The 24,322-nt window shown below is 69.4% G+C and carries 24 protein-coding genes and 1 pseudogene; 8 read left to right on the top strand and 17 right to left on the bottom strand.

Going from position 1 to position 24,322, the window contains the following annotated elements; all coding sequences use genetic code 11:
* Positions 1-5 precede the first annotated feature (5 nt).
* From QUE79_RS06995 to QUE79_RS06980, 4 genes are all read left to right on the top strand, one after another.
* A complete protein-coding gene (locus QUE79_RS06995) occupies positions 6-398 on the top strand; it encodes a YrdB family protein (RefSeq protein WP_286346040.1) in 393 nt (130 codons plus the stop codon).
* Complete coding sequence (gene nagA, locus QUE79_RS06990) at positions 395-1,624, top strand: N-acetylglucosamine-6-phosphate deacetylase (RefSeq protein ID WP_286346039.1); 1,230 nt, start codon at positions 395-397, stop codon at positions 1,622-1,624. The genes QUE79_RS06995 and nagA overlap by 4 nt, the downstream gene beginning before the upstream one ends.
* A gap of 33 nt (positions 1,625-1,657) precedes the next feature.
* Positions 1,658-2,638, top strand: a complete 981-nt coding sequence (locus tag QUE79_RS06985; RefSeq protein WP_286346038.1) for an NAD-dependent epimerase/dehydratase family protein — start codon at positions 1,658-1,660, stop codon at positions 2,636-2,638.
* A gap of 136 nt (positions 2,639-2,774) precedes the next feature.
* Positions 2,775-3,014, top strand: coding sequence for a hypothetical protein (locus QUE79_RS06980; protein ID WP_286346037.1), 240 nt, complete (start codon positions 2,775-2,777; stop codon positions 3,012-3,014).
* Positions 3,015-3,189: 175 nt separating this feature from the next.
* Here QUE79_RS06980 and QUE79_RS06975 read toward each other — a convergent pair whose 3' ends face one another.
* The 7 genes from QUE79_RS06975 to QUE79_RS06945 form a co-directional block, all read right to left on the bottom strand.
* Positions 3,190-4,224, bottom strand: a complete 1,035-nt coding sequence (locus QUE79_RS06975; RefSeq protein WP_286346036.1) for an N-acetylglucosamine kinase — start codon at positions 4,222-4,224, stop codon at positions 3,190-3,192.
* Complete coding sequence (locus QUE79_RS06970) at positions 4,221-5,444, bottom strand: family 4 glycosyl hydrolase (protein WP_286346035.1); 1,224 nt, start codon at positions 5,442-5,444, stop codon at positions 4,221-4,223. The genes QUE79_RS06975 and QUE79_RS06970 overlap by 4 nt, the downstream gene beginning before the upstream one ends.
* Before the next feature lie 49 nt (positions 5,445-5,493).
* Complete coding sequence (locus QUE79_RS06965; RefSeq protein WP_286346034.1) at positions 5,494-6,375, bottom strand: carbohydrate ABC transporter permease; 882 nt, start codon at positions 6,373-6,375, stop codon at positions 5,494-5,496.
* A gap of 49 nt (positions 6,376-6,424) precedes the next feature.
* Complete coding sequence (locus QUE79_RS06960) at positions 6,425-7,417, bottom strand: carbohydrate ABC transporter permease (protein WP_286346033.1); 993 nt, start codon at positions 7,415-7,417, stop codon at positions 6,425-6,427.
* Complete coding sequence (locus QUE79_RS06955) at positions 7,417-8,235, bottom strand: extracellular solute-binding protein (RefSeq protein WP_286346859.1); 819 nt, start codon at positions 8,233-8,235, stop codon at positions 7,417-7,419. The genes QUE79_RS06960 and QUE79_RS06955 overlap by 1 nt, the downstream gene beginning before the upstream one ends.
* Positions 8,130-8,753, bottom strand: coding sequence for an ABC transporter substrate-binding protein (locus tag QUE79_RS06950; RefSeq protein WP_286346032.1), 624 nt, complete (start codon positions 8,751-8,753; stop codon positions 8,130-8,132). Before QUE79_RS06950 ends, QUE79_RS06955 begins: the two co-directional genes overlap by 106 nt.
* Positions 8,754-8,889: 136 nt before the next feature.
* Entirely contained in the window at positions 8,890-10,095 is a 1,206-nt protein-coding gene (locus QUE79_RS06945; protein WP_286346031.1) for an ROK family transcriptional regulator, read from the bottom strand.
* A gap of 126 nt (positions 10,096-10,221) precedes the next feature.
* Here QUE79_RS06945 and QUE79_RS06940 point away from each other — a divergent pair, with 126 nt between their 5' ends.
* On the top strand, positions 10,222-10,836 hold the full coding sequence (locus QUE79_RS06940) for an NAD(P)-dependent oxidoreductase (RefSeq protein WP_286346030.1): 615 nt from the start codon (positions 10,222-10,224) through the stop codon (positions 10,834-10,836).
* A 39-nt stretch (positions 10,837-10,875) separates the two neighbouring features.
* Here the strand turns inward: QUE79_RS06940 and QUE79_RS06935 are convergent, their stop codons facing one another.
* Entirely contained in the window at positions 10,876-11,517 is a 642-nt protein-coding gene (locus QUE79_RS06935) for a winged helix-turn-helix transcriptional regulator (protein WP_286346029.1), read from the bottom strand.
* A gap of 6 nt (positions 11,518-11,523) precedes the next feature.
* A complete protein-coding gene (locus QUE79_RS06930; RefSeq protein ID WP_286346028.1) occupies positions 11,524-11,958 on the bottom strand; it encodes a VOC family protein in 435 nt (144 codons plus the stop codon).
* 159 nt (positions 11,959-12,117) lie between these two features.
* Between QUE79_RS06930 and QUE79_RS06925 the strand changes: the two genes are divergently transcribed.
* Positions 12,118-12,987 (top strand): HAD hydrolase family protein, encoded by an 870-nt coding sequence (locus tag QUE79_RS06925; RefSeq protein WP_286346027.1) that lies wholly within the window; start codon positions 12,118-12,120, stop codon positions 12,985-12,987.
* Here QUE79_RS06925 and QUE79_RS06920 read toward each other — a convergent pair.
* Entirely contained in the window at positions 12,984-13,394 is a 411-nt protein-coding gene (locus QUE79_RS06920; RefSeq protein WP_286346026.1) for a RidA family protein, read from the bottom strand. The two genes, QUE79_RS06925 and QUE79_RS06920, sit on opposite strands and share 4 nt — an antisense overlap.
* 93 nt (positions 13,395-13,487) lie before the next feature.
* Between QUE79_RS06920 and QUE79_RS26120 the strand changes: the two genes are divergently transcribed.
* Positions 13,488-14,852: an alanine racemase gene (locus tag QUE79_RS26120; RefSeq protein WP_286346025.1), complete on the top strand. Its 1,365-nt coding sequence runs from the start codon at positions 13,488-13,490 to the stop codon at positions 14,850-14,852.
* A 185-nt stretch (positions 14,853-15,037) separates the two neighbouring features.
* Here the strand turns inward: QUE79_RS26120 and QUE79_RS06910 are convergent, their stop codons facing one another.
* On the bottom strand, positions 15,038-15,760 hold the full coding sequence (locus tag QUE79_RS06910) for a TetR/AcrR family transcriptional regulator (protein WP_286346024.1): 723 nt from the start codon (positions 15,758-15,760) through the stop codon (positions 15,038-15,040).
* An 86-nt stretch (positions 15,761-15,846) separates the two neighbouring features.
* Here QUE79_RS06910 and QUE79_RS06905 point away from each other — a divergent pair, with 86 nt between their 5' ends.
* Positions 15,847-16,707, top strand: a complete 861-nt coding sequence (locus tag QUE79_RS06905) for an NmrA family NAD(P)-binding protein (protein WP_286346023.1) — start codon at positions 15,847-15,849, stop codon at positions 16,705-16,707.
* Between the two features lie 302 nt (positions 16,708-17,009).
* Here QUE79_RS06905 and QUE79_RS06900 read toward each other — a convergent pair.
* From QUE79_RS06900 to QUE79_RS06875, 6 genes and pseudogenes are all read right to left on the bottom strand, one after another.
* Positions 17,010-18,428 (bottom strand): annotated as a pseudogene (locus tag QUE79_RS06900) (N-acyl-D-amino-acid deacylase family protein); the annotation flags it as partial.
* Between the two features lie 151 nt (positions 18,429-18,579).
* Positions 18,580-19,365 carry a glucosamine-6-phosphate deaminase gene (nagB, locus tag QUE79_RS06895; RefSeq protein ID WP_286346022.1) on the bottom strand — a complete coding sequence of 262 codons (786 nt, stop codon included), beginning with the start codon at positions 19,363-19,365 and terminating at the stop codon, positions 18,580-18,582.
* A gap of 9 nt (positions 19,366-19,374) precedes the next feature.
* The gene (locus QUE79_RS06890; protein ID WP_286346021.1) at positions 19,375-21,036 is read right to left on the bottom strand and encodes a beta-N-acetylhexosaminidase; all 1,662 of its coding nucleotides are present in this window, start codon (positions 21,034-21,036) and stop codon (positions 19,375-19,377) included.
* 5 nt (positions 21,037-21,041) lie between these two features.
* Positions 21,042-21,977, bottom strand: a complete 936-nt coding sequence (locus tag QUE79_RS06885) for a carbohydrate ABC transporter permease (protein WP_286346020.1) — start codon at positions 21,975-21,977, stop codon at positions 21,042-21,044.
* Positions 21,974-22,903 carry a carbohydrate ABC transporter permease gene (locus QUE79_RS06880; protein ID WP_286346019.1) on the bottom strand — a complete coding sequence of 310 codons (930 nt, stop codon included), beginning with the start codon at positions 22,901-22,903 and terminating at the stop codon, positions 21,974-21,976. The genes QUE79_RS06885 and QUE79_RS06880 overlap by 4 nt, the downstream gene beginning before the upstream one ends.
* Before the next feature lie 78 nt (positions 22,904-22,981).
* A complete protein-coding gene (locus QUE79_RS06875) occupies positions 22,982-24,310 on the bottom strand; it encodes an extracellular solute-binding protein (protein WP_286346018.1) in 1,329 nt (442 codons plus the stop codon).
* Positions 24,311-24,322: the final 12 nt, after the last annotated feature.

Raw genomic sequence — 24,322 nt, 5'->3', positions numbered from 1 at the left:
GCAGCATGTTCGACACACCCAAGAGACGCCCGGGTCGCGGCGGGGGCGGAGGGAACAACCCGCCGATCAAGGCGAACGACGTCCTGCGCTTCTTCCTCGAGCTCTTCGCGTTCTTCAGCCTCGGGTTCTGGGGGTACATGGCCTGGCCGTACCCGTTCCCCGGCATCTTCTTCCTGGTGGGGGCGCCCCTGTTCGCGATGCTCATCTGGGGCCTCTTCCGCTCGCCGAAAGCCCTCGTCAAGAGCGATCCCGTCGGAAAGGCCATCGTCGAGATCGCCGTCATGGGCTCGGCCGTCTATGCCTGGTTCAGCCTCGGTTACCCGATCGTCGGCACCGTGTTCGGCATCCTCGCCCTCGTCTCCGGAGTGTTCAACTTCCGACGGGAGAATGCCGAGTGACCCCGACGCGAGCACCTGGAGCGATCCCCGAGAGCCGCCGGACGACGCTGCTGACGAACCTGACGAGGCTCGACGCCGACGGTGAGGCCGCCGAGTCATGGATCCTGCTCGACGGCGACCGGATCCGCGCGGTCGATCGTCACGCGGCCGGCCCCCTGCCCGTGGCCGACGAGACGGTCGATCTCGGCGGCGCCACGATCACGCCGGGCTTCGTCGACCTGCACGCGCACGGCGGCGGCGGGTTCGCGTTCGACGACGGGGTCGACGCGATCCGACGCGGGCTCGCCCCTCACCGCGAACGAGGCACCACTCGCAGCGTCATCAGCCTCGTCGCCAATCCGCCGGCCGCCCTTCACGCCTCCCTCGCGGCGATCGCCGATCTCGCCGCGACCGACCCACTCGTGCTCGGAGCACACCTCGAGGGTCCATTCCTCTCCCCCGACAACCGCGGGGCGCACCATCCCCACTTCCTGGCGGCCCCCGATCCTGCTCTCGTCGACGACCTCCTCGAAGCCTCGCGCGGAGCCCTCCGCCAGATCACGATCGCTCCGGAGCTGCGCGGCGCACTCGACGCGATCGAGAGACTCGCGGCGGCCGGGGTCCGCGTGGCCCTCGGTCACACGACCGCCGACTACGAGCAGACGCGAGCCGGTTTCGATCGGGGTGCCACGCTCCTCACCCACGCGTTCAACGCGATGCCGGGGATCCATCACCGAGCACCCGGGCCGATCGTGGCGGCGATCGACGACGCGCGGGTGACCCTCGAGGTGATCCTCGACGGAGTCCACGTGCATCCCTCCGTCGCCCGCCTGCTCTTCGACGCCGCGCCCGGCCGGGTCGCGCTCGTCACCGACGCCATGGCGGCCGCCGGCGCCGCCGACGGCCCCTACCGCCTCGGATCGCTCGACGTGACGGTCTCGCACGGAACCGCTCTTCTCGCCGGAACGACGACCATCGCCGGATCGACGCTCACCCAAGACGCAGCGCTCCGCCTGGCGATCACGGCCGCGGGTCTCTCCGCCCGCGACGCCGTCGCAGCCCTCACGCGCACCCCGGCTCGTGCACTCGGCCTCGACTCCTGGTTGGGCCTGATCGCTCCCGGCTACGCCGCCGACGTGGTCGTCTGGAACGACGACTGGACCGTGCGACGCGTGTGGGCCGCCGGCCGGCCCGTCGCGGTCGGCGCTGCGGCACGACCCGCCGACTCGGCCGCAGCTCCGAACTGAGCCGACGTATCCCCCGTCTGGCATGATCGGACGATGACAACGAAGTCACTGCTCGTCCTCGGCGGCACCGGCCAGATCAGCGCCGCCTGTGTCCGCGAGGCGACCGATCGCGGCCACCGTGTGACGGTTCTCAACCGGGGTTCGACGAGCCTGCGCACCATCCCGGATGGGACCGAGACGATCACCGTCGACGTTCGCGACGAACACGCCACCCGGGCGGCGCTGCACGGCCGGAGTTTCGACTGCGTCGCCGACTTCCTCACCTTCACGATCGCAGAGGCCGCGGCGGCGGTGCGCCTCTTCGGGTCGTCGACCGACCAGTACCTCTTCATCAGCTCGGCGTCGGCCTATCAGAAGCCGCCGCAGCACCTGCCGATCGACGAGTCGACGCCCTTGTTCAACCCGTACTCGGCGTACGCCCGCGACAAGATCGCCTGCGAGCGCTTCCTCCGCGACGAGCACGCGGCGGGCAGGATCCGGGTCACCTGCGTCCGTCCGTCGACCACCTACGACCGCACCAGGGTTCCCCTTCTCGGCGGCTGGACCGTCGTGGATCGAATGCGGCGCGGTCTCCCGATCGTGCTGCACGGCGACGGCACGGCGCCCTGGGCCATCACGCACTCGGACGACTTCGCGCGCGCGTTCGTCGGCCTCCTCGGCGCCGAGGCGGCGATCGGTGAGGCGTTCAACATCATGTCGCCCGAACTCCTGACCTGGAACACGATCGCCCTCGACCTCGCCGACGCCGCCGGCGTCGAGCTGCCCCACATCGTGCACCGCACCACCAGCGACCTCGTCGGTGCAGCGCCCGAGTGGGATGCCAGTCTTCGCGGCGACCGCAGCCACGCGGCGATCTTCGACACGACGAAGATCCGCAGTGTCGTGCCCGACTGGGAGCAGAGGATCCCGTTCGCCGAGGGGGCGAGGCAGATCATCCGGTGGCACGACCAGGATCCCGCGCGTCGACGGGTCGATCCGGCGACGGACGCGCTCTACGACCGGCTCACCGCGTAGGCGCCCGGCGCCCGTCGGCCGTCGGCGCCCGTCGCCCGTCGGCTAGCTCGCCGACGCGACCGCGTACCCCGAGCAGAACCGCGTGTCCCCCGAAGTTCCGACTGCGCGGGCTAGCCCGCACCCCTAGCCTTCAGACATGAAGCCGGAGCACCGTCGGGTCTGGGAACGGATCGCCATCATCTCAGGGATGATCGGCGGCCTGTTCTTCGTCGCGGCGCTGACGCTGATGCTCACGACCGCGCCGATCATGGCCTCGGCCATCTGTCTGCCGCTCGGGTTCATCGGGCTCCTCTTCGGCATCCTGCTGACCCTGTACCTGCGTCGTGGTGTCGCGGGCGACACCTGGCCGCGGTCGGGTCGCAGGGCGCCGCGCTAGCGGGACCCCTACCCCGCCGGCCCACGCCGCACCCCCTCCTTGCTTCCGGCAAGAGGGGTGCGTCTGGTTGAGCCTCGCGCCACCTCCCGAAATCGAAGGGGAATTTTGCTCGCACCCCCTTCGATGCCCATGAAACCGGCGGCAGGCGGAGAATCCCCTTCGATTTTCGGCAGGGTCAGGCAGACACGCCGGCGGCCATCCAGCTCTGCGCCAGGACCGCGGCGCGGTACCGGTCGAGGGCGGCGGGGACCGCTCCGGCGTGTTCGAGCGCCAACAGCCCGGCACCGAGCAGCGGCGGCACGCTGACGACGCGGGTCGTCGCGAGGGCGCGCGCCGCGAGCCCCGAGTCGATACCGTCGAGCAGGCGCGGGTGGCGGGCCGCGAGCACGCCGCCGCCGAGCACGACGGGCACCGGCACGTCGAGCAGGTCGAGCCGCTTCAGCGCGGTCGCCGTGAGCGTCACGATCTCGTCCGCCTGCTGGTCGACGACGCGCGAGGCCACCTCGTCTCCGGCCGCCGACGCTGCGAACAGCACCGGGCTCAACCGGGAGACGACCCGGAAGTCGATGCGCCGGAAGTGCAGCGCCTCGGTCACGTCGCGCACCGTCTCGAAGCCGAGCGCCTCGGGGACGTCCTGCTGCAGACGGGTCGACGGCCCTCGGCCGTCCTCCGCCCGGGCCGCGTGCCAGAGCGCCTGGCCGCCGAGGAACGACCCACCGCCCCAGTCACCCGAGATGTCTCCCAGCGCCGGGAATCGCGCGGTCGCACCGTCGTGCCGGACCCCGATCGCGTTGATACCGGTTCCGCAGACGACCGCGACGGCATCCTGCCCGGTCGCCTCCTCGTCGCCGAGCCCGCCCCGCAACAGGGCGAAGAGGTCGTTGTCGATCACGTCGGCCGACCAGTGCGCCAGCCCGACCGAAGCGGCCGCGATCTCGGCGGGGAGGTCGAGGCCCGACAGGTAGACGTGCGTCTCGACGACGTTCACGTCACCGATCTGGCGGAGGACGGTGTCGCGCAGACGGTCCAGGATCTCGAGCGCCTCGTCGAGTCCGAGCACCTGCGGGTTCGATCCCGGCCCGCGCGCGTGCCCGACGAGGTCGCCGTCGACCGTGACCGCGACGACGTCGGTCTTGCTGCCGCCGCCGTCGACGGCCAGCACGACGTCGCGGCGTCCGGCGTCGGCCTCCGCCCCGTGAGGCGAGGTCATCGTGCCCAGGCCAGGTGCTTCGAGTTCTCGGCCAGCAGCAGATCGGTCATCTTCTCGGCCTTCTCGAACTGTCCGACCATCGGGTGCGCGAGCAGAGCCCGGACGATCCGGTCGCGGCCGCCGTGGACGGCCGCCTCGAGGGCGAGCCGCTCATACGAGGCGACGTGCGAGATGAGCCCCACCATGTCGGCCGGCAGCGGTTCGATCGGGAGCGCCGTGAGGCCGGCCGAACCCACGACGGTCGGCACCTCGATGACGTGGTCGTCGGGCAGGAACGGCATCGTTCCATCATTCCGCACGTTGAGCACCTGCGTGTCGCCGCGGTTGGTCGTGAGCGAGGCGAGCACGTTGACGGCGGCGTCGGAGTAGTACGCCCCACCGCGCGATTCGAGCTCGATGGGCTTGGTGTCGACGGCGGGATCCGCGTACTTCTTCAGGAGGGCGCGCTCGGTCGCGTACACGACCTGCGCCCTCGTCGGTTCGAACAGCTGCTCGCGGAGCACCTCGTCGTGCGCGTAGTAGTACCGGAGGTAGTACGACGGCAGCGCCTGCTGCATGGCCAGCTGACGCGGGTCGGCGTGGACGGAGAGCGCCGTCTCGTCGAGGTGGTCGGCGAGGAGTGACGGCAGCATGTCGCGCTCGACGCCGTCTTTCGTGACGTGGACGCCGCGCTCCCAGGTGAGGTGGTTGAGGCCGACGTGGTCGAGCCGGACGGCGGACGGGTCGACTCCGTAGCGGTCGGCGTATCGCCGCTGGAACCCGATGGCGACGTTGCAGAGCCCCACGGCGCGGTGGCCGGCTTCGAGCAGAGCTCTCGTCACGATCCCGACCGGGTTCGTGAAGTCGACGATCCAGGCGTCGGGCTTGGCGTACTTCCGAACGACCTCGGCCGCCTCGAGCACGACCGGCACGGTGCGGAGCGCCTTGGCGAATCCGCCCGGCCCCGTGGTCTCCTGGCCGATGCAGCAGAGGTCGTGCGGAAAGGTCTCGTCGCCGTGGCGGGCCTGCTGGCCACCGACCCTCAGCTGGAACATGACGGCGTCGGCACCTTCGACACCCGCACGGAGGTCGTCCGTGACGTGGATCGTGCCGGGGTGACCGGCACGGGCGAACATTCGGCGCGAGATCCCGCCGATGAGCTCGCGACGCTCCGGGTCGGGGTCGATGAGCCAGAGCTCGTCGATGGGCAGCTCGTCGCGGAGCCTCGAGAATCCGTCCACGAGCTCGGGGGTGTAGGTCGAGCCTCCCCGACGACGCTGAGTTTCATGGTCAACCTTTCGTTCCGGTCAGGGCGATGCCCTCGACGAATGCCTTCTGGGCGAAGAAGAAGATGATCACGACCGGGATCATGACGACGACGGTCATCGCCATCGTGATGCTCCAGTCGGTGCCGTGGACCCCGCGGAAGGTGGCCAGCCCGTAGGCCACCGGCCACGCGTTCGGGTTCTCGGACGCGTACAGCAGCGGACCGTAGTAATCGTTCCACGAGTTGAAGAACATGAAGATCGCGGCGGAAGCGATGCCCGGACGCGCCATCGGCACGATCACCTTCAGCAGGACCCCGAACTCTCCACAGCCGTCGGTGCGCGCCGCGTCGGCGTACTCCTTCGGGATGGTGAGGAAGAACTGGCGGAGCAGGAAGATGCTGAACGCGTCACCGAGGAGGTTCGGCAGGATCAGCGGCCACAGCGTGCCGGTCAGGTGCAGTTGGCTCCACAGGACGTAGATCGGCACGGCCGTCACCTGCGGTGGCAGCAGCATCGTGATGATGATCGCCAGGAAGATGAGGTTCGCGCCCTTGAATTTGATCTGAGCGAGAGCGTAGGCGGCCGGCACGCTCGAGACCAGCATGAAGAGCGTCGCGAGCACGGCGTACATGGCCGAGTTGCCGAACCACTGGGCCAGCGGCACGGTCGTGAACACCTTGACGTAGTTCGACCACTCCCAGTGCGTCGGGATGATCGACGCGGTGAGCGCCTGATTGCTCGACATGAGCGACGTCAGGACGACGAAGACGATCGGCGCGAGGCAGAGCACGGCCACGGCGACGAGAGCCGCGTGCTCCGCGATCCAGCGCAGGATCTTCGCGGGGCGGGTCTGGGCGGAACGCCCGCGACTCGTGGTCGCGAGGGGGCGGGAGATGGTGGTCATCGGTCGGCCTCCGGTCGGCTGAGTGTGGTGGGCCTCGGTTCGGCTGCGCTCATTGGTCGGCCTCGGGCCGGAAGACGGAAATGCGACGAATGGTGAGGGCGAGCAGCACCGCAGTGATCACGAACAGCACGACGGCCATGGCGGAGGCGTAGCCGAACTGGAAGTTCGCGAACCCGTGCTGGTAGAGCAGTTCGGTGTAGGTGAGCAGCGAGGTGCCGGGGTAGCCGAGGTTGGCGCTCGACCCGCCGCCGACCGTCGCCTGACCGGACGCCACCCCCGAGGCGACCGCCGCCTCGGTGAAGTACTGGAGCGCGGCGATCACCCCCGTCACGACGGCGAAACCGATCACCGGCGAGATGGTGGGCAGCGTGATGTGCCGAACCTGCTGGAGGCCGTTGGCACCGTCGAGCGAGGTCGCCTCGTAGAGCTCCTTCGGAACCTCGAGCAGCGAGGCCAGGAAGATGATCATGATGTCCCCCATCACCCAGACCCCGAGGATCACCAGCGACGGCTTCGACCACGACGGACTGTTGAACCACAGCGGCCCGTGGATTCCGAAGAACTTCAGGATCAGGTTCACCGGCCCGGTGCCCGGGTTGAAGAGGAACACGAACGCCACGACGCTCGCGACCGGCGGCACCAGGGCGGGCAGGTAGAAGATCGTGCGCCAGACGCCGGACAGCGTGCGCGCCCGGACCAGCAGCCCCGCGACCACAAGAGCGCACACGATGCGGACGGGCACCAGGATCACGACGAACCACAGCGTGTTGAGAGCGGCCGCGCCCACCTGGGGATCCTGCGTGAACAGGTACCGGTAGTTGAGCAGCCCCACCCACTGAGGCGACGAGAGCTGGTTGTAGCGCGTGAACGAGAAGTAGATCGACGCGAGCAGCGGATAGACGAAGAAGACCAGCAGGCCCAGGATCGCGGGGGTCAGCATGATCAGCGCGGTCCGCCGCCGGCGACGCTCGGCCGACCGGCGGCGCGGCACCCGGGTGGGTGCGCGCCGCGCCAGCGCCTGCGTGGTGGTGTCGGTCGTCATCACGGACCCGTCAGAGCGTTCTCGTTGTCGATGTTCTTGTCGAGCGTCTTGAGTTGCGCGTCGAGATCGCCGCCGTCGGACTGGTACTTGGTCCACATCTTGGTGAACGTGGTGATGTAGGCCGCTCCGTCGGCGGTGGCAGGCGAGGTGATGGTGTCGGGGTTCTTGGCCACGTCGATGAACGTCTTGTAGTTCTTGTCCACCTCGAGCTTCGGCGAGTTCAGCGCCGACGTGATGGTCGGGACGTTCTTCAGCCCGTTGCCGATCTGGACCTGAGCCGAGGTGTCGAGCGAGAGGTACTTCAGCAGGGCCCACGCCAGCTCGGGGTTCTTCGACCCCTTCGCGATACCGGCGACGTTGCCCGCGATGTACGAGGCGCCGTACTTCCCGTAGCCGGTCAGGACGGGCGTCGGTGCCGTGGAGTACTGGAGGTCCGGCTTCTGCGACTTGATGAACGCCGTGCGGTACTCGCCGTCGAGGACCATCGAGATCTGCCCCGTCTGGAACGGGTTGTCGGCCGCGAACTCCTGGCCGAGACCCGCGGTGAAGGCCTGCAGCTTCGCGTACCCGATCTTGTCGACGTACGCCTTCTGCCAGGCGATGAGCTTCTTCCAGGCGGCGCTCGTACCGATCTTCGAGGTGCCGTCCTTCGTGAGCCAGGAGCCGTTGATCATGGGGGCGAAGTGCTCGGGGCTGTTCTCCTCGAAGCTCATCAGCGGGTTGAAGCCGAGGTGCTTGATCGAACCGTCGGCGTTGTAGGTGGTGAGCTTGAGGCCGTCGGCCTCGAGCTCGTCGAGCGTCTTCGGCGGCGTCGTGATGCCGGCCGCGGCGAGCTGGGGGTGTTCATCATCAGAGCGCTCGTGTCGGCGAGCGCCGGCAGCGTGCACTGGTTGCCCTTGTACGAGGTGTAGCCGCGCACGACCTTGGGGATGTCGGTCAGGTCGACCTTGTCGCGCTTGATGTACGGCCCGAGGTTGCGGAAGGCGCCGGACGAGCAGAAGCTTCCGACGATGGCGGTCGAGTACGACATGCCCACGTCGATGTTCTGGCCGGACGAGATGGCCTGCTGCATCTTGGTGTCGTCCTGGCCGCCGTGGATGTCGACTTTGACGTCCGGGTACTTCTTCTCGAATCCGGCGACGGCGGTCTTGATGACCCCCGCCTCGCGACCCGTGAAGAAGTGCCAGAGCGAGACGGTGCCGGAGAGATGCTTCGGCGCGTCGGCAGCGACCTTGCTGCCGCCGGAGCCGGAACACCCGGTCAGCGCGAGAGCGCCGACCAGCGTCAGCGACGCGGCGGCGAACAGTCGTTTGTGGGAGAAGAGGGAGCGTTTCATGGTGGAGCCTCACTTCCTAGGGGATGGTGGTGCCTGTCGGGGTGGAGCGCAGTGCTGTCGGGGTGGAGCGGTTTTCGGGCGCACCGAAGAGCCCTGCGAGAGGGCTGCTTCGACACTGTGGCTGGTCTGGGGGCGACTACTCGGGTGGGTCGTCGCCGACCGATGGCAGGTGCGCCACCGCCTCGACGAGGGCCTGGCGCACGGCGTCGATGAGGACGTGCCGCGCACCGTGGAGGACGGGCGTCTGCGTGATCGTGGGGTTCAGCACCGGGGTCGACCAGCGACTGTGCTCGGCGAGCCAGGCTTCGACACGGCCGGCGAGTTCGGCGCCGAAGGCGATCCCGATCGGCCCGTGCAGGATGATCCGCTCCGGGTCGACGACGGCGAGCGCCGGCATCACGACGAGCCCGACGCGGGGCGCGAGCTCGTCGAGGATCGCGAGGCGCGCAGGATCCGCGGAGATCGCCTCGAGCAGGTCGGCCAGCGTCTCGGCCTCGATCCCGTGGCGACCGGCGAGACGCTCGATCGTGCGCGTCGTCACCAGGTCGTCGATCAGGCGCGCCTCCGGGTCGTAGTCGACCGCGTCGATCGGCGCGCCGATGTAGCCGATCTCACCGGCGCCGCCGGCGGCGCCGTGGTGGACCGTCCCGCCGAAGTCGAGGGCCAGCCCGAGGCCGTTGCCCATCCAGAGCAGGGCGAAGGTGGAGGCGTCGACCCCGGCGCCCTCGCGGCGCTCGGCGATGGCGACGAGGTTGGCGTCGTTCTCGACCAGGACCTCGACGCCGAGCGCCTTCGCCAGCGTCTCGGTGACCTCGTGCCGGGGCCAGCCCGGGAGTTCGTCGGTGAAGACGAGATCGTCGGTGCGGGGTTCGACCGAGCCCTGAATGCCGACGCAGACGACGGTGACCGTCTCGGGGTCTCGCGAGGCGGCAGCGCAGGCGGCGTCGATGGCGCGGGCCAGGTCGGTGGCGGCGTCGCGCTCGCCCGGCGCCTCCTCCGCCGCCTCGAAGACGACGGGGTGGGCCGCGCCGGTGGCGTCGACGACCGTCGACGTGATGCCGAGCGGCTGGACGTCGATGGCGACGCCGATGGCGCGGTCGGTGAGCACGGAGTAGAGGACGGCCGCCGGCCCCCGCCCGGACGACGACTCGCCCGACACCTCGATCAGCTCGGCCTCCTCGAGGCGGCGGATCATCTCGGCGGCGGTCGGCTTCGAGAGGCCGGACAGGCGCGCCAGCTCGTTGCGCGTCATCGGGCCGTTCTCGAGGAGCAGCCCGAGCGCGGTCCTGTCGTTCAGGACCCGCAGCAGCGCGGGTGTTCCGGGACGGCTCGTTCGAGGCATGCCACGACTGTAATAGACAACCTTCTTAACTGAAAGGTTTGTTTACAGATCGGAAACATGTGGCGGTGGACTCGCCGGGACGCCAGCCGTCGGGACCGGCCTCCGCCGGAGTGGTTGGCTACACCCATGAGAGTTCTGGTTCTGGGAGCAACGGGCGGGACGGGCAGGCACGTCCTCGAGCAGGCGATCTCCGCCGGGCACGAGGTGACCGCACTGGTGCGCGATCCGACCAAGCTCGGCACGATCGAGGGCATCCGTTCGCTCACCGGAGACGCGACGAACACCGTCGACGTGCGAGCGGCTCTGGACGGGCAACAGGCCGTTCTGAACGCGCTCGGCTCCCGGAGCCTGACGCATCCCGTGGAAGCCGCCTCGACCGCGATCCTGGTGCCCGAAGCGGAGAAGGTCGGCATCGAGCGCCTCATCGTGTGCTCCGCCTTCGGGGTCGGCGAGACGCGCGACGGCGCGAACGCCTCCCAGCGGGCCTTCTTCTCGACGATGCTCGGGCGGGTCTACTCGGCCAAGGAGGTGGCCGACGCAGCCGTGCGCGCGTCGAACCTCGACTGGACCCTGGTCTATCCGACGCGTTTGACCAACACGCCGCCGACGGGTCGGATCCTTGCGGTCGAGAGCTTCGCCGGCGTCGGCCGGGTGTCGCGCGCCGACGTCGCGCGCTTCATGGTCGAACAGCTCGACTCCGCCGCCTGGTCGCGTCAGACCGTCATCGTCTCCGGCCGCTGAGCGGTCGGCGGCCCCTTCGCCTCGTCATAGCCGTCGGACTCACGCCGCCAGATGGAACGTGCGCGCGAAACGGTCGAGGAGGTCGTGCCGCCCGCCGAGGACCTCCACGACGCCGCTCCCGATCGCCCGATCCGGGGCGAGCTCGCCCGAGATCACACGGCGGAACCCCGGGCCGGCCGCAAAGGTGAGGTCGGCCGGCCCGTCACCGCGCGACACCTCCAGCTCGGGGCCGGCCACCCGGATGAGGAGTTCGGCGGCCCCCAGGCGCGCCGAGTAGGCCGTCGCCGGGAGATCGGCCGCGACCTGAGCCCGGAACGCGGTGCGGAGGTCCATGGTCATCGAGTCGGGGGTGATGATCTGCTCGTCGCGCTGATCTCCGAGCTTCTTGAAGCCCCAGGCACCGAGGGCGAGCACGACGGGCTCGAGTTCGCGACCGTACGGCGTGAGCTCGTAGACGATGACGCGCGAACGCGGCATCCGGTGGATGATCCCGGCCGCCTGGAGTTCTTTGAGGCGCGTCGCAAGGACGTTCGTCGGGATGCGGGGCAGGCCCGCCGCCAACTCGCCGTAGCGGCGCGGACCGACCAGCAGATCGCGAATGATCAGGAGCGCCCAGCGCTCACCGACGAGCTCGACCGCCTGCGTGAGGGCGCCGTACTGCCCGTAGTCGCGGACCGCCATCGCCCCTCAGCTCTGCTGGGCTGCGAAGGCGTCCGGGCCCTGTTCGGCGGCTGCCGGGTTCATCCACCCGAACTCGATGATGTTGCCGTCGGGGTCGGTGAGCTGCCGCTGGTACATGAAGCCGTAGTCGGAGGCCGGACGAGGCTCCGACCCACCCGCCCCCAGGCCGTTCTCTGTCGCGGCGTCGACGTCCTCGCGCGAGTCGAGGAAGATCGCCGTCGACACCGAGGGCGCCACGGACGGGTCGCCGATCGGGAGGTCGGTGAACGTCTGGAAGTACTCGCGGGTGAGGATCATGAAGTAGTTGTGGTCGTCTTCGACGACGACGCACGCGGCGTTGTGGTCGGTGAAGAGCGGATTGATGGTGAACCCGAGCGCGGTGTAGAACTCCTTCGCGCGATCCAGGTCGGTCACCGGCAGGTTGACGAACATCGAGGGCATCGCAGTCTCCAAATCGAGTGAGCGGGTTGATGAGATGGCTAACACTTGCAAAAAACAAGCACCGCGTCAAGGGTCGATTCAGCCGGGCAGCGACCGGTGGACGCCTCGACGCGAACTGGGGGCAGCGGGCACCCGACCCGGCGCGCGCAGAATGGTCCCGTGACCACCCTCTACGTCTGCGACCTCGACGGCACCCTCCTCGGGCCGGACGCGCGCCCCAGCGAGTTCACGCGGGAGACCCTCAACGACCTCGTGCAGGACGGCGTGGCCATCACCGTCGCAACGGCACGTTCGCTCGTGTCCCTGCGCCGAGTGACCGGGGGCCTCGATCTCCGGGGGCCCGCAGTCGTCTACGGCGGCGCGTTCGTCGTCGAGCTGGCGACGGGCGTGACGCTCGTCGAACGGGTCCTGAATCCTGCGCTCGTCGACCGGGTGCTCGGAGCCTTCGGCCGCCTCGGAGTCGCGCCCCTGGTGTACTCCGTCGATGCCGTCGACACCGACGCCTCCGGAGCGTTGCACGCCGACACGGTCGGGTGGGTCGCCGGATCGGAGAGCCCCGGCATCGCCTGGTACCTCGGCGATCGAGGGCAGGATCCGCGGTTCCGTCCGGTGGGTCACGCGCACGAGCTCCGGCGCGACGGCACCTTCTCGATCGTGGCCATCGCTCCCGAGGACGAGCTCCGGCCCGTCGTCGACGTGCTGCGGAGCGAGTTCGCCGGCGAGGTCGCTGTCAGCCTGCAGGAGGAGACGTACCTGCCGGGCGTGTTCTGGCTGGAACTGGCAGCACCCGGCGCCACGAAGGGCGACGGGATCGCCGACCTCCGTCGCCTCACCGGCGCCGACCGCGTCGTCTGCTTCGGCGACAACCGCAACGACCTCAGCATGTTCGCCGCGGCCGACGAGTCGTACGCCGTCGCCAACGCAGGCCCCGAGGTGAAGGCCCGAGCCACCGGCGTCATCGAGTCGAACGCGGCCGACGGCGTCGCGCACTGGCTCGCGGCGAACGCCCGAGTCGGCTCCCGGCGCTAGCGATCGAGGACGGCCAGGGCGTCGATCTCGACGAGCATCGCCTCGTTGGGCAGCTCGACGAAGACCGTGGTGCGCGTCGGGTAGGCGCCGGACGGCACGTTGGCAGTGATGTACTCGGCGTACGCGGCGTTCATCTCGGCGAAGTCGCTGCGCTGCGTGAGGAACACGCGGAGCGAGAGGACGTCTTCGAAGGTTCCGCCGGCGCCCTCGACGATGGCCTTGACGTTGTCGAGGGTGCGGATCGTCTGCGACGTCAGATCACCCGGGAACAGGTAGGCCCCCGTCGCAGGATCCTGCGGGCCCTGCCCGGACACCGACAGGAAGCCGCTCTTCTGCACACCCTGCGAGAATGTCGTCATGGGTGTCGGGGCGCCGTCGGTGACGACGGGGGTCTTGCTGTCGGTCATGGAGGGGTCCATTCTTTCTCTCACCGCGCGGGACGATCACAGGCGGCCTACGGAGACGGTACTGCACCCCGTTCCAGGCAGGAGACAGAGATCATGACCACCAGCACGGAGACGTCGACCAAGATCGCGTTCACCAGGCGTCCCTGGCCGATCCCGCTCGAAGAGCTGCCGACGCCGATCCTGACGATCGACTCCACGGTGCTCGACCACAACATCCAGACGATGGCGACGTGGTGTCGCGAATCGGGCGTCGACCTGGCACCGCACGGCAAGACGACCATGGCTCCCGAGATCTGGCAGCGCCAGCTCGACGCCGGCGCCTGGGGCATCACCGTCGCCACCGCGTACCAGGCCGAAATCGCACGCGAGGCGGGCGTTCGCAACGTGATCCTGGCCGGTACGACGTTCTCGGGTGCGGCCCTGGCGCGGCTCGCGGAACCGGGCTGCGAGGTGCTCATGTGGGTCGACTCGGTGGCGGCCGTGCGGCTCGTCGACGAGGCGCTGGGTGCGGCGGGGGCCGAGCGCCAGTTGCCGATCCTGGTCGAACTGGGTGCCCCGGGTGGGCGCACGGGTGCTCGCTCGATCGAGTCGGCGCTCGCGGTGGCCGCAGCCGTGCAGGACGCCGACACCCTCGTGCTCGCGGGCGTCGCGGGGTACGAGGGCGCGCTCAGCCACGCGACGGATCCTGCCGCCCTTCGCCTGATCGACGACTACCTGGCGACCCTCATCGAGTTCCGCGATGTCCTCGACGGCGTCTGGTTCGCCGACTGGCTCGAGCGAGGCGGAGACGTCGTCCTCACCGCGGGCGGCAGCGTCTACTTCGACCGCGTGGTCGAAGCGCTGGGCTTCCGGCACGATCCGTTCGGCCAGCGCGGCGTGCGGACACGCGTCGTGCTCCGCTCGGGCGCCTACGTGACCCACGACCACGATCTCTACCGGCGGCTCACGCCATTCGGCCGCACGGCCGCGACCGAGCGTTTCCTGCCCGCGCTCGACCTCTGGGCGAGTGTGATCTCACGGCCGGAACCGACCCTGGCGCTGCTGAACGTCGGTCGCCGCGACACCGCGGACGACGAGGGTGCCGCTGCCGATCGAGGCGTATCGCACCTCGCCGGGAGCGCCGCAGGCCGGGGCGAGCAGGATCCCCGGTTCCGTCGACGGCTCCGTCGTCACGGGCCTCAACGACCAGCACGCGTTCCTGCGGCTGCCCGCCGAGTCGACGCTCGCCGTCGGCGATCTGGTGCGGCTCGGCATCTCTCATCCCTGCACGACCATCGACAAGTGGTCCGAGATCGCGACCATCGCGGACGGTCGCGGACAGGCGGGCGCGCTGCCCGTCGCGGACGGTCGGATCGTCACGCGGTTCTGAGGCGCGGGGTCGGGGGCGGGCCGGGGCGGGCCGGGCCGCGCTGCCGCAAGACGTCTTGCGGACATCCCGACCGGCCGCGGCACGTCTAGTTGTCCGCGAGACGTTTTGCGGACATCCCTACCGGCCGCGACGAGGCGCTCCTGCCCGCGAGACGTTTTGCGGACATCCCTACCGGCCGCGGCACGTCTAGTTGTCCGCGAGACGTTTTGCGGCAGGCGGCTGCAGTCCGGCCGACGCGCGGGAGGCAGGCGGCAGGCCGCAGGCGGCAGCCCGGCTACAGGACGGCGATCGCGCGGTCCAGCCAGTCGACGAGCAGAGCTCGTTCGGCGCCGCTGAGCACATCGAGCTGCGGAGCGACGGCCCGGAAGGCCACCGCGGCCGTGAGCGGCCCGGCCTCGGCCCGCTCGGGAGCGTCGGTCAGGATCTGCGCCAGAACGGCATCGAACAGCCCGTCGGCGAGACCCGCGTCGCGCTCCTCGACGGGCGTGGTGAGCAGCACCTGGATCGCTCCGGTTCCGGCCGCCTGAATGAGGCCGACGGCGCGCTCCTCGGTGACGCGCAGACGCCCGACCAGGGCGAGTCGGTGGACCCTCGCCTCGAGAACACGTCTTCCCGACCGGGCTGCGGGCGAACCGAGCACTCGAGCCGGGTCGCTGAGCAATCGGAAGAGGGCCGGGTTCGCCACGCCGAAGTCGATCTGCGTCTGCCAGCCGGCGCGCAGGTCGTCGAGGGGATCGACGTTGTCGGCGGACGCCGCTTCGACGATCGCGGCCTTCGCCGAGACGAAGTCGGCCATCACGTGCTCGGCCACGGCCTCGAGAAGACCGTCCTTGTCGCCGAACAGGCGGTAGATGGTGGGGGCTTGGACACCGGCGCCGTGCGCCACGGCCCGAGTGGTGACCGCTGCCGGACCCTCCTCGTGGAGCAGACGAGCGGCCGCGGCGATGATGCGGGAACGGTTGTCGGCCGGTGCTTCTCGTCGGATCGTCGCGCTCACGAATCAACGATAACGCATTCTTGCTAACGTTATGTTTCCAATGCTAATCTGATTTTGATTTCATCGATAACAACGAAGGGCTTTTCATGATCATCGTCACCGGAGCGACCGGCGCGCTCAACGGCGCCACCGTCGACCACCTGCTGAAGACCACCCCGGCGAGCGAGATCGTCGTCGTCGCCCGCGACACGGCCAAGGCCCAGCGCTTCGCCGGTCGGGGCGTCGCCGTCCGCCAGGGCGACTACGCCGACGCCGCGTCGCTCCCCGCCGCCTTCGAGGGCGCCGACCAGCTCCTGCTCGTATCGTCGAGCGATCCCGCTGCCGATCACCTGGCTCTCCACACCGTCGCGATCGAGGCTGCCGTCGCAGCCGGGGTCGGGCGCATCCTGTACACGAGTCACCAGGGTGCAGCACCCGACTCTCCGTTCGGGCCCGGTAAGAGCCACTACGAGACCGAGCAGGTGCTCGCCGCGTCCGGCGTCGCCTGGACGTCTCTCCGCAACGGCTTCTACGCGCACAGCCTGAACTGGCTGCTCGGCCCGTGGCGCGAGACGGGAGTCGTCGCCGTGCCCGCCGACGGCCCCGTGTCGTGGACGTCGCGTGGCGACGCCGCCGAGGCAGCCGCCGTGATCCTGGCCTCCGACGGCGCCTACGACGGCCCGACGACACTCACGGCGAACGCCGCTCCGACCTTCGCCGAGGTCACCGCGATCGCCTCCGAGGTGGCCGGTCGCGAGATCGGCTTCGAGGTCCTCGGCGAAGACGCGTGGATCGCCGCGCAGGCCGCCGCGGGCCAGGAAGCCGGCGCCCGCTTCATGCTCGGCATGTACCAGGCTGCTGCCGGCGGCTACTTCCGAGGCACCGACCCGCTGCTCGGCACCCTGCTCGGCCGCGAGCCGCAGTCGGTGCGCGACCTGCTCGCTGCGCCTGCGCCTGTCGCCCACTAGCCGGCTCCCGCCCGCCACCCAGCTCCCCCTCCCCTGCCCTCTCCCCCTGCCCTCCCCTCCCCCTCCCCTGCCCTCCTCCCTCCCGAAATCGAAGGGGATTCCGCGTCCCGCCGCCATTTTCTGCGCCAGGAGGGGGCATCCGCCGAAAATCCCCTTCGATTTCGGGAGGGAACGGCTGGGAACGGGAGGGAACGGCAGGGCCGACGGGGCCGACGGGGCTGGCGGGCCGGAAGACGCGGCGGGTGGCAGGAGGAGGCGAGGCGCGGCGCGGCGGCGAGGGGACGAGGGGACGAGGCGGGCGACTAGCGGGACGTGCCTGCGGGCAGGAACAGCCCGGCCGGCGCGACGTCGGCCCGAACCCCGTTGACGTAGGTGGTGACGAGGCCGGCGGGGGACAGTCGGGGCGACGCGAACGTGGCCCGGTCGGCGTAAGCGCCCGCATCGACGAGTTGCAGGTCGGCCGCGAAACCCGGTGCGATCCGGCCGCGACCGGCGATGCCGAAGCGGAGGGCGGCATCCTGCGTCATCTTCCGGATCATCTCGCCCCGCGGCAGAACCCCCAGCGTCAGCGCCCGCGAGAACGTGCCGAACAGGCGCGGGTGAACCGTGCCGTTCTCGCGCGGGAGGCCGTCGCTGCCGACCAGGGTGTGCGGCCAGGCGAGGGCGGTCTTCATCCCCTCGAGGTCGGTGTGGAACAGGATCACGGTCAGCTGAGCCGACGTCAGCAGGACGAGGTCCGCCAGCGCCTCGAGGGGCTGCTGGTCGCGCGCGACCGCCACCTCGGCGACGGTGAGCCCCTCCAAATCCGAGAGGGCAGGATCGTCGAACCCCACGACCACGATCTTCTCCGGCCCGATCGCGGCCCACTGGTTCTCGAGCGTGGTGTCGGTCCACGGCGCGGTCAGGCTCGCCAGCACCTCCGCCCGGTTGTCGACGTCGCGGAGGCGCCCGAGCAGCCCCTCGGCGCCGCCCTCTTGCGCCCACGGTGGGAACAGCGACACCACCGTCGTCGAGCCGGCGTCGTACGGGTAGACGTCGGCGGTGATGTCGAGGCCGCTCGCTCGGAGGCCCTCGAGGTGGTCGATGATGCCGGGCATCGAGCCGGCGTTCCTCGGCCCGGTGACCTTGAGGTGGCTGACGTGGACGGCGGCGCCCGCCTCGCGGCCGAGGCCGGCAAGTTCGTCGATCGAGGCGCGGAGGTGATCGGCCTCGTTGCGGATGTGCGCGACGAGCAGCCGGTCGTGGGCGGCCACTGCGCGCGCGAGCGCCAGCAGCTCGGGCCGTTCGGCCGCGTCACCGGGCGAGTACATCAGGCCGAGGGAGATGCCTGCGGCTCCGGCGTCGAGAGCGTCGGAGGCGATTCCCGCCATGCGCTCCGACTCCGCTGGCGTGGCGGGGCGCCGCGCCGCGCCCATGGCGGCGATCCGCAGGGGCGCGTGCGGCACCAGCGCAACGGTGTTGACCGCGCGCGCTTCCGCCGCGACGGTGGTCAGGTAGCTGCCGAAGCTCACCCAGTGGTCGTCGGGGAAGGCCCCGAGGACGGGGCCCGCCGAGTCGAGCAGCGCGGCCGCCGACGGGGCGACGCCGAGGCCGCAGTTGCCGATCACACTCGTCGTGACGCCCTGCCCGAGCTTCGGCGCAAGCCCACCCGGCCGGAAGAGTGCCGCGTCGTCGTGCGAGTGCACGTCGACGAAACCGGGCAGGATCTCGAGGCCGCGGGCATCGACGACCTCCTCTCGCCGTCCGGCGCGACACCGCGGCCGGGCCCGACCTCCGACACGATCCCCTCGCGCACGACGACGTCGACCGCGACCGGCGGCGCACCGGTGCCGTCGTGGACGAGGCCGCCCCGCAGGAGGAACGAGCCGGAGGTCACTCGAACCGCTGGAAAGCCGGCTTGTTCGCGTACGTGTACTTGTAGTACTCCGACAGCGTCAACTCGGCGGCTGCCGCCTCGTCGATGACGATGGTCGCGTGCTGGTGCAGCTGCAGCGCCGATCCCGGGCACATCGCCGACAGCGGGCCCTCCACCGCTGCGGCGATCGCCGCAGCCTTTCCCGCGCCCTGCGCGACCAGGACCACACGGTGGGCGTCCAGGATCGTGCCGAGCCCCTGCGTCAGGCAGTGCGTCGGCACGTCGGCGGGATCGTCGAAGAACCGAGCGTTCGCCGCACGGGTCTCCGGGGCGAGGGTCTTGATGCGCGTCCGCGACGCGAACGACGACGTGGGCTCGTTGAAGCCGATGTGCCCGTTCGCACCGATTCCGAGGATCTGGATGTCGACCCCGCCCGCGGCCGCGATCGCCGCGTCGTACTCGGCCGTCGCCGCCTCGATGTCGAGGGCGCGTCCGTCCGGCACCCGGACCTTCGCGGGGTCCATGCCGAGCGGGCCGACGACGTCGCGCGCGATCACCGCGGCGTAGGACTCCGGGTGCTCGAGCGGGATTCCGACGTACTCGTCGAGCGCGAAGCCGGAGGCCTGCGAGACGTCCAGCTCGCCCGCGGCCACCCTCGTAGCGAGCGAGTGGTAGATGTCGAGCGGGGACGACCCCGTCGCGAGGCCCAGGACGGCCGTCGGCTTGGCCTTCACGACCGAGGAGATGAGATCGGCGGCGACGCGGCCGACGTCTTCCGGGGTGGGGAGGATGATGATTTCCACGCGGGGTCCTTACTGAGCTATGTTCGCGACGATCTCGGCGATGTACGCCGCGCGCTCCTCGCGGGTCGCCGGGCGGCCGGGAACGCCGGGCCGCGTCTGCCACGGTAGCGGGCCGGACGACCGACGGTACTCGACTCCGACCGCGTCGAGACGAGCCAGGTGGCGCGCGAGCCGCGGTTCGAACTCCGAGAAGTCGCGCGAACCGGTCGTCCAGACAGCCTCGGCGAGCGCCGACAGCCGCGGGAACACCAGGTAGTCGATGGTGCGCGGCGAGTCCATGTGCTCGGTCCAGATGTTGCCCTGGCCTCCGAGGACGTGCGCCGCCTCCGCCTCGGTGAGGTCGGAGGGGACGGGCTCGAACGCGTAGACGTCTTCGACGGTGAGCGGGATCGAGACGGGGATCGGCTCGTTCGGATCGAGCGATTGCCGGTAGTCGAGGTAGACCTGGTCGTCGGGGCAGGCGACCACGTCGTGGCCCCGCTTGGCCGCGGTCACCGCGCCGGTCAACCCGCGCCAGGAGGCGACGGTGGCCGAGGGCGAGATCTCGCCCTCCAGGATTTCGTCCCACCCGTAGATCCTGCGGCCCTTCGAGGTGATGTGCTCGTCGAGGCGGCCGATGAACCACGTCTGCAGCTCGGCCTCGTCGGTGAAGCCTCGCTCGCGCATGAGCTCCTGCGTGCGAGGGTCTTCTGCCCACTGCACGCGCGGGCACTCGTCGCCGCCGACGCCGATGTAGGCCGACGGGAAGAGATCCATCACTTCGTCGAAGACGTTGGTGTAGAACTCGACGGTCGACTCCTCCATCGCGAGGACGTCCTCGATGATGCCCCAGCGGGTGTAGACCTCGAGCTGTTTCGCCTCTCCGCCGATGCCGAGGAAGGGATACGCGGCGATCGCCGCCTGCGAGTGGCCGGGCACGTCGACCTCGGGCACGACGTCGATGTGGCGGGCGGCGGCGTAGGCGACGACCTCGCGGATGTCGTCCTGGGTGTAGAAGCCGCCGTGCGGGCGGCCGTCCATCGTGGCGTCCTCCCCGGCGCCGACCTGCGACTCCGTTCGCCACGAGGCCACCTCGGTGAGCTTCGGGTAGCGCTTGATCTCGATCCGCCAGCCCTGGTCTTCGGTGAGGTGCCAGTGCAGCACGTTGAGCTTGTGCATCGCCATCAGGTCGATGAAGCGCAGGACGTCGTGCTTCGGGAGGAAGTGACGGGCCACGTCGAGCATGGCGCCGCGCCAGCCGAACCGCGGGGCGTCGACGATGGTGACGGAGGGCACGAACCACTCGGCATCGGCGACCAGGGCGCGACGATAGACGGCGGTCGGCAGAAGCTGCAGGAGAGTCTGGACGCCGTGGAAGAGCCCGGCTTCGTCGCCGCCCTCGATCACGACGCCGGAGACGCCGGCCTCCAGGCGGTACTCCGACGGCCGCAGATCGGCGGAGAGGCCCAGCACGATGGCGCGGTCGGATCGATCGGTGGCGTCGGATCGATCGGTGGCGTCGGATCGCTCGCTCTCGCGGAGGGGCAGGCCGGTCGCCGGGCGGAGGGCCTGCTGAAGCCAGGCCACGGTGCCGGCGAGCGAGTCGGGTGCGACGATGCGAGTCTGTTCGTCGAGGACGAATCGGCCGGAGCCCTCGACGAGCGACGACGGCTGGGGGACGAGCGAGATCATTGTGGTTATCCCTTCACGGCACCGGCGGACATGCCGGAGACCAGGTTGCGTTGGATGATCATGAAGAACACGACGACCGGCAGCGAGAACAGCACGGACGCTGCCATCTGGCCGCCGAAATCCGTTCCGGTGGTCTGCGTGGTGAACGAGGCGAGCCAGACCGGCAGCGTGTAGTGCGACTGATCCTGCATGAACGTGTACGAGACGATGTAATCGTTCCACGCCGCGATGAACGCGAAGACGCTCGAAGCGATGATGCCGGGCATCACCAGCGGGAACAGCACCCGGGTGAGAACCTGCCAGGTCGACGCGCCGTCGATCCTGGCCGCCTCTTCGACCTCCATCGGGATCGCGAGGAAGAAGCCTCGCATGACCCAGATCGTGAACGGCAGGACCGCCCCGACGTAGGCGAGCATCAGGCCGCCGTAGGTGCCGATCAGGCCGATCTGGCTGAAGATCAGGAACTGCGGGATCAGCAGCGCCGTGGCGGGCAGCATCTGCACGACAAGGATGAAGACCATGATCGTGCGGCGACCCCGGAAGGTGAAGCGGGACAGAGCCGCGGAGGCGAAGAGGCCGAGCAGGATCGAGAGGATCACGGCTCCGGCGACGACGATCGCGGAGTTGCGCAGGTAGAGCAGGAAGTCGCCCTGCGTGAACGCGACGATGAAGTTGTGGAAGGTCGGGTTCGCCGGCAGGAACTGCGGCACGGAGGTCATCGCCTCCGAGCGCGGCTTGAAGGCCGTGTTGACCATCCAGTAGACGGGGAAGATCCAGACGATCGAGAACACGACGGCGATCGTGTTCGAGATCCAGCGCACCTTCTTGCGTCGGCGAGGGCGATTGCGCGTCTCCTTCGCCTCTGCTCGCGAGATCTTCTTAGCCTCGTCTGCGGTCTCGGGGACGTCGGTGCCGATGCCGGCGGGCGCGGTCGTGGTCACAGGTCTTCTCCCGATCGGATGAGGTTGCGGATGTAGAAGACGGTCAGGATCAGGAGGACGAGCGTCGTCACGACGGAGATCGCGGCGCCCTGCCCGAGTTCGAACCCGACGAAGGCCGTCTTGAAGGTGAAGACGCCCAGGGTCGACGTCGCGTCGTCCGGGCCGCCCTGCGAGACGAGCCAGATCTGGTTGAAGACGTTGTAGTCCCAGATGACCGACAGGATCGTGACGAGAAGCAGGGTCGGCTTGAGGAAAGTCAGCGTGATGATCCGGTAGACGCGCCACTCGGAGGCGCCGTCGAGGCGGGCCGCCTCCTTGAGCTCGGCGGGGATCTGCGTCTCGGCCGCGTACAGCGTCAGGGCGATGAAGGGAACCGCCTGCCAGACGATCAGCATCCAGATGGACGAGTAGGAGAGGAACGCGTTGTTCGACCAGTCGACGTTCGTCATGTCGCCGAAGACGTGCAGCTGAGTGAGGAACCAGTTGATGACGCCGTAGCCGGGCTGGAACAGCCACTTCCACACCAGTGAGGACGCGACGTTCGGCATGCCCCAGGCGAAGATGAGGACGACGGTCACGACGTAGCGCATCGCGGTCCCGAGCCGGGTCAGCAGGTGTGAGACACCGGTGCCGATGACGATGCTGCCGATCACCATGGCCGCGGTGAAGAACACCGTGCGGATCAGCGACCACCAGAAGTCGGGGTCGGTCAGCAGGGTGACGTAGTTCGCGAAGCCGACGGAATCGAAGGCGCCGGTGTAGAGCGTGCGCTGGTCGTAGTTCGTGAACGACGTGAAGACCAGGTAGATGATCGGTGCGACCAGGACCGCCAGGATGACGATCCCGGCGGGGCTGAGGAGCCAGACGGGCGCGAGGCTGCGTTTCTTCTTCATCCGGAAGCCCGGGTTCACTGCCGTGATGGCCACGAAGAGGTCCTAACGAGTCGGGGTGATGGGCGACGTGGAGAAGGGGCGCTGCGCGTGTCCGCGCAGCGCCCCTCGGCACTACTTGCTGTTCAGCTGCTTGTTCGCAGCGGAGTCGAAGCTCTTGGCCGCGGCTTCGGGCGTCTTCGAGCCCGAGGCGATCGAGCCGAAGATCTGGTTGATGCTCTTGTCGCCCTCGAGGTTGGCCCAGTTACCGCTTGCGGGGGTGGCCTTCGAGTTCAGGGCCGCGTTGAAGAAGCCCTTGTTGAGGTCGCTCAGCGTGCTGTCGGCCGCCTTGATGCCCTCGGTGCTGTTCGGGATCCAGCCGTCGTTCTTGTAGACCCACTTCGACTGGATCGACGGGCTCGCCGCGATCTTCGACCACGCCAGGGCGAGGTCGGAGTTCTTCGACTTGGCGGCGATGCCCCAGTCGGAGCCACCGAGCATGACCGGCTGCGTCTTGCCCGACTTGCCGGGGAGCGGGAAGCTGCCGAGGTCGGAGTCCTTGATCTTCGGGTTGGCCTTCTCGATCAGACCGATGGCGCCGTTGGTGTGCAGGATCGCGCTGGTCTTGCCGTCCGCGAAGATCTGGTCTTGATCCGGGCTGTCGGTGTCGAGGGTCTGCGAGGCCGCCGAGGAGTACTTGTTCTGGAAGGTCTTGAAGTCGGTCAGACCCTGCTGGGCCTTGGCCGAGCCGAATCCGGCCGTCCATTTACCGTTCTTCGAGGTCGCGATCGACCCGCCGGCGTCCCACACGAACTGCATGCCGGCGTACCAGTACTGCCCGGGCAGGTAGAACGGCGAGAAGTCGGAGGTCGACTTGTTGGCGGCCGCGACCTTGTCGAGGTCGGCGGTCAGCTCGTCGTACGTGCTCGGCGCGGCGGTGATGCCGGCCTTGGCCCACATCGTCTTGTTGTAGATGACGGCGCGCGCACCGGCGAAGCCGGGCAGGCCGTACAGCTTCTTGTCGACGGTGGCCGGGTCGGAGAGGCCGGATAGCCAGGTCTGGCCCTGAGCGAGGTCTTTCTTGTACGGCGTGAGGTCGAGCAGGGCGCCGTTGGCGGCGTAGCTGGCGACCTGCGTGCTGCCGAGGTCGAGCACGTCGGGCGGAGTCGACGTCGCGAGCGCCGTCGAGACCTTGGTCGTGATGCCGTCCCACTGCTGAATCTGGACGTCGACTTTGGCGCCCGTCTTCTTGGTGAACTCCTTGTTGATGGCGGCGATCGTGGCGTCCGTGTAGTCGCCGGTCATGACCCAGACCTTGAGGGTCTTGCCCGACCCCTTGACGTCGGGGATGGTCTTGACCCCGCCGCCGCCGGCGCTCGTGGTGCCGCCGCTGGAACAGGCGCTGAGCGCCACGATTGCGGCGAGGCCGATGGCCCCGACGCTTGCGATCTTTGACTTACGCACTTTCGACTCCTC

It is taken from the genome of Frondihabitans sucicola (genome assembly GCF_030296615.1).
GTDB lineage: Bacteria > Actinomycetota > Actinomycetes > Actinomycetales > Microbacteriaceae > Frondihabitans > Frondihabitans sucicola.
Note: the sequence above shows the minus strand (reverse complement) of the source record. Positions and strands in the feature narration are given on the sequence as shown.